We start from the raw sequence: 13,721 nt of genomic DNA, 5'->3' as shown, positions 1-13,721 counted from the left end.
CAGGAGGCCGGAAATCCGGCAGGGGAGACCCGCTTGCGGCAGGCACGTAGACATTGTCTTACTAGCTTGTGCGGCGCGGCGCTAAGCGCTGTGCCGTTGCTTTCATGGGCGCGGCCACCGGCCGTGCGCGAACTGGTGGCCGCCGGCACCCGCAATGAGGCCATCTTCGAGCGCCTGCCCAATGGCCAGTTCACCGGCTTAGGCACGGATCTGGTGCGCTTGCTGGCGCAACGTCACGGCTACCAGGTTCGTTTCGAGATTTATCCCTGGCGGCGCGCGTTGGAGGTGGTCAGCGGCGCCAATTCCGACATGCTGGTCGCCGCCTACCGCTCCGCCGAGCGTCAGCGCGTGATGCGCTTCAGCGAGCAGCCATTTTTCCGTGACGATGTCGTGTTTTACGTGCGTGCCGACAGCATGCCGGTGTGGGAAGGCGACTATGCGCTACTCAAGGGGCGCCGCATCGTGGTGATCAACGGCTGGCATTATGGCGTCGCCTTTGCCAAGGCGCTGCCCCAGCTGCGCGTCAGCGTCACCAATACGGTGGAAAATGGCTTGCGCATGCTGGCCTACGGCCACGTCGAACTGTTTGCCACCAACCGCCGCGATACCGAGCCGGTGGTGAAGACGCTGGGCTTGCAGGACAAGGTGCTGCCGCTGGCGCCGATGATCGACATGCAGGATGCTTACTTCGCCTATCCGCTCAAGCCGCGCTATCCGGAGCTGTCGGCGCAGATGGACCGCATGCTGCTGGAGTTGAAGCGCAACGGCGAGCTGCAGAAACTGGCGCGCCGTTACGGCGTTACGCTGCCTTGATCTGCTTGCGCATTTTCGCCAGTGGCACTAGCACTTCGCCCGGCAGCGTGATCTCGATCGGCTCCACAATCTCGAAGCCGCACGCCTGATACAAAGGCACGCCCGGCATGGTGGCCGCCAGTTCCAGCGTATTGAAGCCGCCGGCCGCCGCCGCGTCGGAGCAGTACTGCAGCAGCATGCGGCCTAGCCCCTGGCGCGCCGCCGATGGATCGACGAAGAAGGCGCGAATGCGCGCCGGTTCGGTGCTCGGGTCCAGCAGCGGATCGGCGCCTTGCTTGGTGCGGTCGGCGCCGAACAGGGTGCTGCGCTTGCTCCAGCCGCCGCATGCCGCCAGACTGCCATCCTTCTCGATAACGAAATAGGTTTGATCCGCCACCAGCTGCGTATCCACGCCGAACACATGGCGCGTGACGGCTTGCGCCTGTTCGGGCGTGTAAAACCCTGCGCTCAGCTCTATGCCGGAACGTGCGATCAGCGCTTCCATGGCGGGGATGTCGGCTTGCGTGGCGTGGCGGACTTGTATCATTTGCGTCGCGGTGGGGTCAGGATGGTGGGCAGGGCTTTGGCCAGCGTCTCCGGATAGTCACGGCTGAAGTGCAGGCCGCGGCTTTCACGGCGCAGCAGCGCGCTGTTGACGATCAGGCTCGCCACCTCGACCAGGTTACGCAGTTCCAGCAGGTCGTGGGTGACGCGGAAGTTCTGGTAGTACTCGTCGATTTCTTCCTTCAGCAGCGCGATACGGTGCTGGGCGCGCTCCAGGCGCTTGCTGGTGCGGACAATGCCGACGTAGTTCCACATGAAGCGGCGCAGCTCGTCCCAGTTATGGGAGATGACCACTTCCTCATCGGCGTCGCCGACGCGGCTTTCATCCCAATCCGGCAGATACGGCACTTCGCCTTTTTCCTTGGCGGTGATGTCAAGCGCGCAGGCGCGGCCGATTACCACGCATTCCAGCAGCGAGTTGCTGGCCAGGCGGTTGGCGCCGTGCAGGCCGGTGCAGGCGGTTTCGCCGACCGCGTACAGGCCGGGCAGGTCGGTGCGGCCGTGCATGTCGGTGACCACGCCGCCGCAGGTGTAGTGGGCGGCCGGCACCACCGGGATAGGTTCCTTGGTGATGTCGATGCCCAGCTCCATGCAGCGTGCATAGATGGTCGGGAAGTGCTCGATCAGGAATTCGGGCGATTTGTGGCTGATGTCCAGATGGACGTAATCCAGGCCGCGTTTCTTGATCTCGAAGTCGATGGCGCGCGCCACCACGTCGCGCGGCGCCAGTTCGGCGCGCTCGTCGTGGGCCAGCATGAAGCGCTGGCCGGCGGCGGTGCCGGCTTCCGGCGGCAATTTCAGCAGACCGCCTTCGCCGCGGATCGCTTCCGTGATCAGGAAGGATTTGGCGTAGGGGTGATACAAACAGGTCGGGTGGAACTGGATGAATTCCATGTTGGCCACGCGGCAGCCAGCACGCCATGCCATGGCGATGCCATCGCCGCTGGCGGTGTCTGGGTTGGTGGTGTACAGGTACACTTTGCCAGCCCCACCGGTACACATCACCGTGTGTTCCGCCGCGCAGGTATGGACTTGACCGGTATGCTCATCCTGGACGTACAGGCCGTAGCACTTCGGTTGTGCGCTGCCTTTTTTGTAAGGGTCCAGCTTGTCGGAGGTAATCAGGTCGATCGCGCAGTGGTGTTCGAACAGCGTGATGTTCGGATGCGCGCGTACTTTCTGTTCCAGCGTGGTCTGCACCGCGTTGCCGGTGGCGTCGGCGGCGTGGATGATGCGGCGCTGGCTGTGGCCGCCTTCGCGCGTCAGGTGGAAGCCCAGTTCCGCCGATTCGTCTTTGGTGAACGGCACGCCCTGTTCAATCAGCCATTCGATCGCTTCGCGGCCATGTTCGACGATGTAGCGGGTGGCGCCTTCGTCACACAGGCCGGCGCCGGCGATCAGGGTGTCGTCGATGTGCTGGGTGTGGCTATCGCCGGAATCGAGCACTGCGGCAATGCCGCCCTGGGCCCAGTTGCTGGCGCCGTCCAACAGCGCGCGTTTGGAAATAATGGCGACGGTACGGGTTTCGGCCAGGTGCAGCGCGACAGACAGGCCGGCCAGTCCGCTGCCGACAATTGCAACATCAAATTTCATGATTACACGGGTGGAATGCACTAAAGAACCATGACTATAGACTATTTGTCATAGTCGCGTCACAAATAGCCCTTTTAACGTGGGGGATTGCGCGACGATTGTGGGCGCTCAAAACGGCTGGCTTCGGGCTTACGCATGATGAAAGTTCCGTCGGGAGCGTGCCATGATCAGGATCTTTCATCACTATGTATCGAAAATAGCTTTTATGCTGTTGTTATTGGAGTTGTCGATACTGCTGGCGGCGGCCGTTGCCAGCGCGCCATTGTGGTTGTCCCATCCGGGCCAGCAGTACTGGCCGGCGCTGGCGTTTGCGCTGGTGATGGTGTTCTGCATGGGCACTCTGGGCATGTACCAGCACGATCAGTCGCGCGAAGATATTAAAAGCATCTTTTTGCGGATTACGCCGTCCTTCATGCTGGGATTTGGCTTGATGCATTTGCTGGCGATCCTGCTGCCGGCGATGCAATTCGGGCGTTCGGTCAGCATGGTGTTCCTGCTGGGGGGCGGCGCGGTGCTGCTGGCGCGGTTGGTGGTGTTCACGTCGGCGCAATCGAGCATGTTGGAGCAGCGTTTGATTATCGTTGGCGATGGTGCGATCGCGCGCGAGTGTCTGGAGCTGGCGGCCAGCAGCATCGGTTTTCATCCGTTTCGCGTGGTGGGCTTTGTGCCGGTGTCCGGCGAGATGCGCGCAGTGCCGGCGGCGATGCTGCTGCCGGCCGATCTGCCTTTGCTGGCATTGGCGCGGCGTTATGCGGCGGATGAAATCGTGGTGACGGTAGGCGATCGGCGCAACGGCGCTTTTCCGGTGCGTCAACTGCTGGAGTGTGCGCTGGGTGGTGTGCCGGTCACCGACGCGGCGACTTTTTTTGAGCGCGAGGCGTGCCAGATCCGGGTCGATTCACTGCAACCGAGCTAGAGGAACTCGCGCTTGACCTTGAGGATTTCGATCATTTCCAGCACGCCCCGGCTGGCCGCATACACGGTGCCGGACCACGACCACGCGCGCGGATCGCCTTCGTCGCCGTATTCCGCCACCCGCGACAGGTCGACCGAGCCGACCAGATCGGCAATGTCGGCGGTGTTGGGGTCGTGTGGCGCATAGGTGCCGATGGCGCTGCGGCCGGCCTCGGAGACGAAAATGCGCTCGACCGGCATGCGCAGGAAGTCGCCATCCAGCTCCCGCTCCAGCCGCGCCCGGCAATGCGGACACAGTTCACCCGCCGCGTCGACGCCATAACTGTCGCGGAAACCGGCGCGCAAGGTGTGCGGCACCAGATGCAACGGCGACTCGCGCACCGGGCAGCCGGCGATGCCGTACATGGCGCCTGCCTCGGTGTAGCTGTATTCTTCCAGTCCGCGCTTGAGGCGGATCACCAGCGTCGACTTGCCACCGGATGGCGGTCCCAGCAGCAACAACAGGCGGCGACCGACTTCCGAGCCGGCCGCTGCCGCCTTGAAGTAATCCGCTACGCGAGCCAGCGCGTGGTCGATGCCGAACAGCTCATCGGCAAACAGGCTGCAGCGCAGCTTGCCGTCGTCGCTGGCCTGGCCGCTCCAGCGCAGCATGTCCCAGATGTATTGGTGCGAGCTGCGCGCGAACTGGGCCGGCGCGGCGGACAATACCTGCTCCAGAAATTCAGTAAAGCTGCCGCTCCAGTGACCGGCCCGGTGCTGGCGCGTGAAGGCGCGCAACTGGTCCCGAAACTGTTCCTGAGATTGGGTCTGCTCCGCGTTTTCCATCGTCGCCTTCCTCCACAAGATGGGGAGTATCGGCGCTGGCGGCGTAAGTCCGGGTGATCTGCGTCAAACGAGAAAACGGAACTTTTAGCCTTCCGCGTCCCACGGCGCGCCAGCCAGCTCCTGCGCCAGGAAATCGATCATCACCCGCACCTTGGCGCTGAGGTGGCGGCGGCTGGGGTAGACGGCCAGCACATCCATGTCCGGCAGACGGTAATCCGGCAGCACCCGTTGCAGGCGGCCGGCGCGCAAATCGTCGCCGATCAAAAAGGTCGGCTGCCAGATGATGCACATGCCGCCCAACGCGGCGGCGCGCGCGGTGTCGCCGTTATTGGTGTGCATCACGCAGCGCACCTTGACTACTTGCGGCTGGCCTTGCTGGTCCAGCATCTGCCATTCGTCGGCGTTGGCGGCGTAGCTGTAGCCGATACAAGCGTGATCCAGCAGATCGGCCGGCGTGAGCGGCATGCCGTGCTGCTGCAGATAGGCCGGCGCCGCGCACAGCACGTTGCGCGAGGTGGCCAGCTTGCGCGCCACGTTGGAGGCCGAACCGGAGCGCGAGATGCGCACCGCCATGTCATAACCTTCGTCGACGATGTCGACCACGCGGTCGATCAGTGAGACATCCAGCTGCACCTCGGGATACAGACGCATGAACCTGGCCCACAGCGGTGCCAGGTGCAGCACGCCAAAGCTGAGCGGAGCATTGATGCGCAGCACGCCATGCGGCTGCAACGCGGCCGCGCCGACGATGGCTTCCGCCTCGGCCACATCATCGAGAATGCTGCGCGCGCGTTCGTATAGCGCCTCGCCGCTGGAAGTCAGCGACATCTTGCGCGAGCTGCGGTTCAGCAGCCGGGTTTGCAGATGCGCTTCCAGATCGCTGATATAGCGCGTGACGTTGGCGGGCGAGGTATCCAGCGCGGCGGCGGCGCGGGCAAAGCCGTCGCGCTTCACCACTTCCACAAATACTTCCAGCGCGCGCAGCCTGTCCATTCCTCACTCCCAAGAAAAAAGCCGCGACACCATGGGGTGGGCGGCTTGTGGTCTTAATCCGGGTTTAAAACTCAGTGGGCAATATAGTTGGCGGTCGCAGCTTCCTTGATGACGCGGCCGGCGCTGAGCGCGCCAGCACTGCCACCACCGGGACTGCGGTCATGCGCCATGCCGATCAAACCGACGGCGGCCTGCGCATCGCCGGCGCTGGCGGCACGTTCAAACAGTTGCATCGCTTCGCCACGTCTTTCCGGTTGCGACAGATAACGCAAGGCCAGCTCCCGCTGCGCCACCGGCGACCCCTGTTCAGCCCATTCCTGCAGGCGGCGCTCGGCGGCCGGCTGGCCATTCGGCCCGATCTGCATAGCGGCGGCTTCAATCACGGACGAGGAAGGAATCGCATCTTCCTGAGCCTGGCAGGCAATCAAAGCGCCAATACTGACCAGCACCGCAGACACCAACACACCAGACTTGTTGAATAATTCCATAAATTAAATACCCTTGATTAAAGCTACAGCGCGAAAGCCAGCATAAACTCGATGCATCGCACCATTATACTTGCGCCTTGGCAAATTATCAATTACGCAATAAGTCACGCAACAAAGAATCGCATCCGGATTCTACAAAGTCAGCGTAACTCACGGCGCACGCTCAGCTTTTAGATCTGAACGGCAATTGATGGCGATATTAGCATGAAGGGTTTTTACAACTTGTAGAGAGATGCGCCGAGCCGGTAAAAAATGTAACCATTCGTTAACCGCGCAAAAACGGCAGGCGGCGCAATTCCCGCTGTGCAGTGCAGCAAAGTGGAAACTTCAGTAAAAATGAACGATTGAAATCCGCTTAAGCGGGAGGGGGATTCAGCTGCAGCCAGTCGTCGGCGTGGCGCAGCACCAGTTGGTATTCGGCTTCCAGGCTGGCAAACAGCGCTGGAATGGCGGCGCTGTCCTGCGCGGCAATGGCGCGCTCCAGCGCCAGCGACGCCGTCACCAGGCGCTTGGTGCCCAGCGTGCCGATCGACCCGCGCAGGCTGTGCAGGATTTTGCCGGCGTCGTGCAGACGCTGTTCGCGCAGGGCGGTACCAGCCTGTTCCAGCGGCGCCATCCGTGGCGCGCAGGCGTCACGGACGATTTTGGCGACGATGCCACGGGCTTTGTCGTCATTCCCCATGTATTTGATCAGGGTATCGACGGTGAAGATGGACTCTTCGGATTGCGCTGCGCTCATGCTTGCTCCAGAACAGGTTGCTTTTATCCTATCACAGGTGTCCTGGACACGGCGTCTTACTGCTGCCCATCGTGGAACTGTTGCGACAGCGTTTGCAACGGTGCACTGGACACCACGGGCGCGCCGACACTAGCCGGCGGCGCCACCCGCACCGGCTTGCTGCCAGTGTTGGTTGAATGCAACACTGTGCCCGGTGTTTCCGGCGCGGCGTTCCACACCGGCGCTTCCAGCCCCTCGAATACGCTCTTCAGCTGGTGGCCCCAGGTGCTGCGGATCATCTGGAAGTACTCGTTGCGTTCATCAATTGTTACAAAATGAGTGACTGCGAGGCGGTCAGCTTCATAAACCAGCAAATCTAATGGCAGACCAACCGAGACATTGGAGCGCAGCGTCGAGTCCATCGAAATCAGCGCGCACTTGGCGGCGTCGTCCAGCGAGGTGGCCGGCGTCACCACGCGGTCGATGATGGGCTTGCCGTATTTGGCTTCGCCGATCTGGAAATAAGTGTTTTCATCGTGCGATTCGATGAAATTGCCGGCCGAGTAAATCTGGAACAAGCGGCAACGCTCGCCCTTGATCTGGCCGCCAAAGATGATGCTGACATTGAACTCGATGCCGAACGCCGACAGCGCCTCGGCATCACGCACGTGCACCTGGCGCACCGCCTCGCCCAGGATGCGCGCCGCCTCATGCATATTGGGCGCGGTCCAGATGCTGTGCCCGGCTTCGGTCTTGAGATCGGCGGCCATCTGGCGGATCGATTGCGAGATCGACAGATTACCGGCCGTCATCATGACCATCATGCGGTCGCCGGGGACTTCAAACACACTCATCTTACGGAACGTTCCAACCTGGTCCACGCCCGCATTGGTCCGCGAATCGGATAAAAAAACCAGCCCGGCATCAAGGCGCATGCCCACACAATAGGTCATCGTTGCAAATTATTGATTTAAAGTATCGTTATTTTACACCGCTCACTGTGGCACGATCTGTACGTCCACGCTCATAGACTCGGTGCCGCCGCCGCGCCGCATGCCGCGCACTGGTGCCGCGCTGTCGTAATCGCGGCCGATGGCGAGCCGGCAATAGGCATCCGTCATTAGGCGCGCATGGGTGACGTCGATGCTGACCCAGCCGATGTAATCCTTGTCCTCGACCCAGGCGTCAACCCAGGCGTGGCTGGCGGCATGGCCGGTATTTTCCGGATCGATATAGCCGGACACGTAGCGCGCCGGGATGCCATGCGCATGGCAACACGACAGGAACAGGTGCGCATGGTCCTGACACACACCCTGGCCCAGCGCCAACGCGTCGCTGGCCGTGGTGCTGACCTCGGTCGCACCGCTTTGGTATCTGACCGCACCAAATATGTGCTCTGCCAGGCACATGACATCGCGTGTTTGCGCCTTGCCGTCCGGCAAGCACGACGCCGCCAGTTCCAGAATGCCGGGCGTGGCCGCCGTCAAGCGGGTCGGCACCGTGAAGATCAGCGGCGACAACGCGTCGGCAATGATGCGGCCACGGTCCGGCGCCACCGTTTCCACCACGCCGCTGGCCACCAGCGACAGCGCCTGGTGCGGCATGTCCATGGTCAGCATGTGCGACAGGTTGCCGTAGGCGTCGGTGTAGGCATGCACATGGCCGGGCGTGGACAGCTGCCAGGTCAGCACATGCTGCTGCGGCTCGACCCGTGGCGTCAGGTGCATCTGCTGGATGGTGTAGGCCGCCGGCAGGGTGTAGGTATATTTGGTTTCGTGCCGTATGGTCAGTTGCATGGAAAACCTTTCGCTATGCCGCCAGCGGCACCAGGAAGTCGCGGCTGACGCGGTTGCCCAGCTCGTAAATGTCGGCCAGGAAGCGGGTCAGCGTATCGTGCAGGCCGGCTTTCAGGATGTCGTCGATCTTGCCGAACTGTAGTTCGGCGCGCAGCCGGCCGGCGAAACGTTCGGTATCGGCGGAGACGTCGTTGCGCACCTCGTGCAGATTCTGCACCACTTCGTCCATGCAGGCCAGCAAGGAACGCGGCATGTCGCCGCGCAACATCAGCAACTCGGCAATCCGCGCCGGCGTGATGACGTCACGATACACCTTGCGGTAGATCTCGAAACCGGACACCGAGCGCAGCATCGCGCCCCAGTAGTAGAAATCGCGCTGGCTCATGCCTTCCTGCGCCTCGGGTGCGCCGCCGTGGTATTTGACGTCCAGAATCCGCGCGGTGTTGTCCGCGCGCTCCAGGAAGGTGCCGAGGCGGATGAAATGGACCGCCTCATCGCGCAACATGGTGCCCAGCGTGACGCCACGTGACAAATGGGAACGATACTTGACCCATTCGAAAAATTTGCTGGGATCGGTTTCCAGCAGATCGCTTTTCAGGCGGCGCTGCATGTCCAGCCAGGTCTGGTTCTGGATTTCCCACACTTCGGTGGTCAGCGTGCCGCGCACGGCGCGGGCGTTCTCGCGCGCAGCCGTCAAACAGGCCACGATCGACGATGAATTGCCGGGGTCGCGCACCATGAAATCGATGACTTCACGGCCTTCCAGCGACTGGTATTTCTGGTCAAACGCGTATTGCAGCTCGGAGATGCCGAGCAGGGCGCGCCAGCCCTGGGCGTTTTCCGCGTCCGACTGCGGCAGCATCGAGGTTTGCACATTGACGTCCAGCATGCGCGCGGTATTTTCGGCGCGCTCGGTGTAGCGGGCCATCCAGAACAGGTGATCGGCGGTACGGCTCAGCATGATTATTTCTCCAGTATCCAGGTATCTTTGGTGCCGCCGCCTTGCGACGAGTTCACCACCAGCGAGCCTTCCTGCAGCGCCACGCGGGTCAGGCCGCCCGGCACCATGGAAATCGTCTTGCCGGACAGCACAAATGGCCGCAGGTCGATGTGGCGCGGCGCGATGCCGTTTTCGACGTAGGTCGGGCAGGCCGACAGGGCCAGAGTCGGCTGGGCGATATAGCCGTCCGGCTTGGCGATCAGGCGGCGGCGGAAATCTTCGATCTGCGCCTTGGTTGAAGCCGGGCCGACCAGCATGCCGTAGCCGCCGGCGCCGTGCACTTCCTTGACCACCAGGTCCGGCAGGTTGGACAGTGTGTATTCCAGATCCTCTTTCTTGCGGCACTGGTAGGTCGGTACATTGTTCAGCACCGGTTCTTCCGATAAATAGAACTTGATCATGTCCGGCACATACGGATAGATCGATTTGTCGTCCGCCACGCCGGTGCCAATGGCGTTGGCCAGCGTGACACGGCCGGCGCGGTAGACCGACAGCAGGCCCGGCACGCCCAGCGAGGAATCCGGGCGGAACGCCAGCGGATCGAGGAAATCGTCGTCCAGCCGGCGGTAGATCACGTCCACCCGTTTCGGCCCGCGCGTGGTGCGCATGAATACCGTGTTGTCGCTGACGAACAAGTCCTTGCCCTCGACCAGTTCCACGCCCATCTGCTGGGCCAGGAAGGCGTGTTCGAAGTAGGCCGAGTTGTACATACCCGGCGTCATCACCACCACGGTTGGATCGTTGATGCCCATCGGCGCCACCGAGCGCAGGTTATCCAGCAGCATGTCGGGATAATGGTCGACCGGGGCGATCTTGTTGCGGGCGAACAGTTCAGGGAACAGCCGCATCATCATCTTGCGGTCTTCCAGCATGTAGGAAACGCCGGATGGCACCCGCAGATTATCTTCCAGCACGTAAAACTCGCCCTGGCCGGCGCGCACAATATCGACCCCGGCGATGTGGGCGTAGATGTCGGAGACCACGTTAATGCCCTGCATCTCAGGCCGGTACTGGGCGTTCTGGTAGATTTGCTCGGCCGGGATGATGCCGGCCTTGATGATGTTCTGCTCGTGATAAATATCGTGAATGAACATGTTCAGCGCCTTGACGCGCTGGACCAGGCCGGTCTGCAACTGTTTCCATTCAGCCGCCGGAATAATGCGCGGGATGGTATCGAAAGGAATCAGCCGTTCGGTGCCGGCGTCGTCACCATACACGGCAAACGTAATGCCGACGCGGCGGAAGGTCAGATCGGCCTCGGCGCGCTTGCGTTCGATGGTTTCCGCGGACTGGCGCTGCAGCCAGCCGCAGAACTCGCGGTAGTGTTCACGAATTTCAGTACTGGCAGTGTGTGCCAGACCGTCTGCGGTCATTTCATTGAAGAATTTTGCCATATCGAACATTCCCAGTTGAGCACGTTTAATGTTCTATCAAGAAACGTGCCAGAGGTTTTGCCCGATTTTGGTGCGCTATTCCTTCAACGCTTGCTGGCGATAGCGTTCAATAACGCCGCTTTCGCGCATCTTTTTCAGTACCGCAGCCAGACGCGGCGCCAGCTCGGCGTGCTTTTCGTTCAGATACGCGTGGATCGGCCCGCGCTCCAACACCGCCGCCTGATGGATGCCACGGAATTCGGGCCGACTCAGGAACACGTCGACGGTGTCGGCCATGTCGACGTAAATATCGGAGCGGCCCAACAGCAGTTTGCGCAGGCCGGTCTCGGCATTGCGCACGCCGCCCAGCCGATCGGCCGGCACCACCGCCGCCAGTTTGCGACCGATCACCGGATAGCCCTGGCGGAATTCAACGCGATAGCGGGTGTCACGCAGACTGTCCCAGCCGGGCTTCAGGCGGATCTGCTCGTCCTTGGTATAAGCGACGGTGTTGGCGATAAAAGTGGGTTCGGGGACGCGAATCAGCTTGGGCTGGACGGCGCCATACTCCTGACTGCGCCCCAGCTCGCCGTCGACGTGGCCGGCGGCTGCCTCGGCGCTGGCGCGCGCCGCTGGCATTACCTGGATTTCCAGGGTGAGGCCGAGTTGAGAAAAAGCATCGTTATAAATCAATTCCAACCAACGGGCGGTAAAACCTTCCTCGGTGCTGACCAGGCTGGCCATGACGATACGATTTGGTTCTGCCGCCTGCAGTCGCCCGGCAAGCGCTGACAAAGCAATGCCGGTGACAAATTCCCTGCGCCGCATAGCGGCTCCTGTACTGAGTCTGTGACGCGTCCAGTATAACAAGTTTATTTAGTCATATCGATTTGCCAAAACCCGTTGCCGACCTCGGTCTTGCGCGCGGCCAGCGCCGGCGGCAACGTCACCTGCAACGCTTCCAGCCGCGCCGGGTCGACCATCACCGTTGGCGCCTGCTGGCGCAGGATGGGCAGCACGTCCGGTTTGGTGTGGCGCTTGAGGATTTTGGCGGCCTGGGTGCCAGCCAACTGGCCGACCTGGCGGAAATCGGCGCCCACGTACAGTGCCGCGCCGGGCACGCGCACCATGGCCAGGGTCACCACCGGCAGCTTGTGTTCGATGCCGAAGTCACCCAGATCCATCGACGCTTCGTAGCGATGCAGGCCGTAATAAGTGTCCAGCGGCACCGCGAACATTTGCACCCCGTCCGCGTACAACTCTTTCAGCGCTGGTGCGATATGCTGGTTTTTGTCGATCAGGCGGGCGCGCACGTCCAGCGCCAGCGGCTTGCCTTCGGTGACCGCAGCCGCGACGTTGGCGACACCGTTTTCATCATCGCTGTGGATCATGCCGATGCGGCGCACCGCCGGGAATACATCGCGCACCAGCCGCAACGAATCGCCCATATCGGTGTACAGCGTGGAACCGGTGGCGCCTTCGCCGCCGTCCACCAGCGACACGCAGCCGGCGTCCTTGGGATCGGCCACGGCGGTGAACACCAGCGGAATGTGGGCGTCGGCCATCATGCCGCGCGCGTATTTGGTGGCCGGGGTGCCGATGGTCAGCACCAGGTCCGGGCGCGCTTCCACGATGCGGCCGGCCTCCTGGCGAATCCGCAGCAGCACGCCCAGCTTGCTCCAGAAGCCACCATTTTCGACATCGAAGTCGATCACGGCCTGATGTACGTTGAGGTTTTTTCCTTCGACCAGACCGCTGGCGCGCAGCGAGGCGATAAAACCGGTGAGGGCGTCGCGATAGGGTTCGATATCGGTCACCTGCAGTACCTCGACCCGGAACACGCGGGTGTCGTCCATGGTTTCCGGCGGCAGGGGTTCAAAGGCGGAGACGGGAAGGGCTAGCGCCAGTAGCAGCGCGGCGAAGGTTTTGTGCATGGCTGGTGGTATCGCTATCGATGCAGCGATTAAACCAGAACGGCCCGCCAGGCATGCCGTTTATCGCATGCCTTGGCGAGCCAATGTGTGCGCCGGACGGGCCAGCGGCTTAGTAGCTGTCGCTGCGCGAGCCGGTGGTATTGCCAGCGCCGCCGCCGACGCTGCTGCCATAACCCGGATCGCTCTGCAGGCTACCGGTGCCGGTGCCCATCACGCTGCCGCTGGCGGTGACGCCGCCGGGCACGTTCTGGCGGGTGCCGTAGAAGCTGTGCAGTTCGGTATTGAACTCGATGCTGGCCATGTCGGGCCAGTCATCCTTATCGAAGCCAGGGGCGTTTTTCAGGTGTTCCTTGGATACATCCAGCAGGAAACGCTTGTTGTCGGTATCCAGTTGCAGCGCCTGCCAAGGCACGGCGAACAGTTTGTCGCCCATGCCCAGCCAGCCGCCGAAGGACAGTACCGCGTAGGCGACCTGGCCATTGCGCATGTCGAGCATGATTTCCTTGATATCGCCCAGATCTTCGTCCTGGCGGTTATAGACATCTTCGCCGATCAGCGTGTCGGCGCCCATCAGGCGCGGGCCGGGGCCGGTGTCCTCATCGCTGCGATAGATGCCATAGGTGTCGCGGTCTAGGTAGCTCATGGTGGTCTCCAAATGGTTAGTGAAGTCCCGCGCCCGCTGGCACGGTGACAGCAGTCATCATGGCGCTCAGCCGTCGCCTCAGGTATC

At 62.1% G+C, this 13,721-nt stretch carries 15 protein-coding genes; 2 read left to right on the top strand and 13 right to left on the bottom strand.

Going from position 1 to position 13,721, the window contains the following annotated elements; translation table 11 throughout:
• The first annotated feature begins 90 nt into the window (after positions 1 to 90).
• Positions 91 to 813, top strand: a complete 723-nt coding sequence (locus tag GJ699_RS06280; RefSeq protein ID WP_195763472.1) for a substrate-binding periplasmic protein — start codon at positions 91 to 93, stop codon at positions 811 to 813.
• Here GJ699_RS06280 and GJ699_RS06275 read toward each other — a convergent pair.
• Both GJ699_RS06275 and nadB read right to left on the bottom strand, forming a co-directional pair.
• Positions 800 to 1,339 carry a GNAT family N-acetyltransferase gene (locus tag GJ699_RS06275; protein WP_154374235.1) on the bottom strand — a complete coding sequence of 180 codons (540 nt, stop codon included), beginning with the start codon at positions 1,337 to 1,339 and terminating at the stop codon, positions 800 to 802. The genes GJ699_RS06280 and GJ699_RS06275 overlap by 14 nt on opposite strands.
• Positions 1,336 to 2,949, bottom strand: coding sequence for an L-aspartate oxidase (gene nadB, locus GJ699_RS06270; RefSeq protein ID WP_154374233.1), 1,614 nt, complete (start codon positions 2,947 to 2,949; stop codon positions 1,336 to 1,338). The genes GJ699_RS06275 and nadB overlap by 4 nt, the downstream gene beginning before the upstream one ends.
• A gap of 205 nt (positions 2,950 to 3,154) precedes the next feature.
• Between nadB and GJ699_RS06265 the strand changes: the two genes are divergently transcribed.
• Positions 3,155 to 3,865 (top strand): hypothetical protein, encoded by a 711-nt coding sequence (locus tag GJ699_RS06265; protein WP_195763471.1) that lies wholly within the window; start codon positions 3,155 to 3,157, stop codon positions 3,863 to 3,865.
• On the opposite strand, the gene GJ699_RS06260 is transcribed toward GJ699_RS06265, so the two are convergent.
• From GJ699_RS06260 to GJ699_RS06210, 11 genes are all read right to left on the bottom strand, one after another.
• Positions 3,862 to 4,689, bottom strand: coding sequence for a P-loop NTPase family protein (locus GJ699_RS06260; RefSeq protein WP_229261970.1), 828 nt, complete (start codon positions 4,687 to 4,689; stop codon positions 3,862 to 3,864). The two genes, GJ699_RS06265 and GJ699_RS06260, sit on opposite strands and share 4 nt — an antisense overlap.
• Positions 4,690 to 4,773: 84 nt before the next feature.
• The gene (locus GJ699_RS06255; protein WP_154374232.1) at positions 4,774 to 5,682 is read right to left on the bottom strand and encodes a LysR family transcriptional regulator; all 909 of its coding nucleotides are present in this window, start codon (positions 5,680 to 5,682) and stop codon (positions 4,774 to 4,776) included.
• A 71-nt stretch (positions 5,683 to 5,753) separates the two neighbouring features.
• Positions 5,754 to 6,170, bottom strand: coding sequence for a hypothetical protein (locus GJ699_RS06250; RefSeq protein WP_154374230.1), 417 nt, complete (start codon positions 6,168 to 6,170; stop codon positions 5,754 to 5,756).
• 355 nt (positions 6,171 to 6,525) lie between these two features.
• Positions 6,526 to 6,909 carry an Hpt domain-containing protein gene (locus GJ699_RS06245; RefSeq protein ID WP_154374229.1) on the bottom strand — a complete coding sequence of 128 codons (384 nt, stop codon included), beginning with the start codon at positions 6,907 to 6,909 and terminating at the stop codon, positions 6,526 to 6,528.
• A 56-nt stretch (positions 6,910 to 6,965) separates the two neighbouring features.
• Entirely contained in the window at positions 6,966 to 7,841 is an 876-nt protein-coding gene (locus GJ699_RS06240) for a proteasome-type protease (protein WP_154374227.1), read from the bottom strand.
• A 42-nt stretch (positions 7,842 to 7,883) separates the two neighbouring features.
• On the bottom strand, positions 7,884 to 8,684 hold the full coding sequence (locus GJ699_RS06235) for a transglutaminase family protein (protein WP_154374225.1): 801 nt from the start codon (positions 8,682 to 8,684) through the stop codon (positions 7,884 to 7,886).
• Between the two features lie 13 nt (positions 8,685 to 8,697).
• Positions 8,698 to 9,645: an alpha-E domain-containing protein gene (locus tag GJ699_RS06230; protein ID WP_154374223.1), complete on the bottom strand. Its 948-nt coding sequence runs from the start codon at positions 9,643 to 9,645 to the stop codon at positions 8,698 to 8,700.
• Positions 9,646 to 9,647: 2 nt separating this feature from the next.
• Positions 9,648 to 11,078, bottom strand: coding sequence for a circularly permuted type 2 ATP-grasp protein (locus GJ699_RS06225; RefSeq protein ID WP_154374221.1), 1,431 nt, complete (start codon positions 11,076 to 11,078; stop codon positions 9,648 to 9,650).
• A gap of 75 nt (positions 11,079 to 11,153) precedes the next feature.
• Complete coding sequence (locus GJ699_RS06220; RefSeq protein WP_154374220.1) at positions 11,154 to 11,885, bottom strand: transporter substrate-binding domain-containing protein; 732 nt, start codon at positions 11,883 to 11,885, stop codon at positions 11,154 to 11,156.
• A gap of 44 nt (positions 11,886 to 11,929) precedes the next feature.
• Entirely contained in the window at positions 11,930 to 12,991 is a 1,062-nt protein-coding gene (locus tag GJ699_RS06215) for an ABC transporter substrate-binding protein (RefSeq protein WP_154374218.1), read from the bottom strand.
• A gap of 109 nt (positions 12,992 to 13,100) precedes the next feature.
• Complete coding sequence (locus tag GJ699_RS06210) at positions 13,101 to 13,634, bottom strand: PRC-barrel domain-containing protein (RefSeq protein WP_154374216.1); 534 nt, start codon at positions 13,632 to 13,634, stop codon at positions 13,101 to 13,103.
• Positions 13,635 to 13,721 lie beyond the last annotated feature (87 nt).

It is taken from the genome of Duganella guangzhouensis (genome assembly GCF_009674535.1).
In the GTDB taxonomy this organism is placed as follows: Bacteria; Pseudomonadota; Gammaproteobacteria; order Burkholderiales; family Burkholderiaceae_D; genus Rugamonas; species Rugamonas guangzhouensis.
Note: the sequence above shows the minus strand (reverse complement) of the source record. Positions and strands in the feature narration are given on the sequence as shown.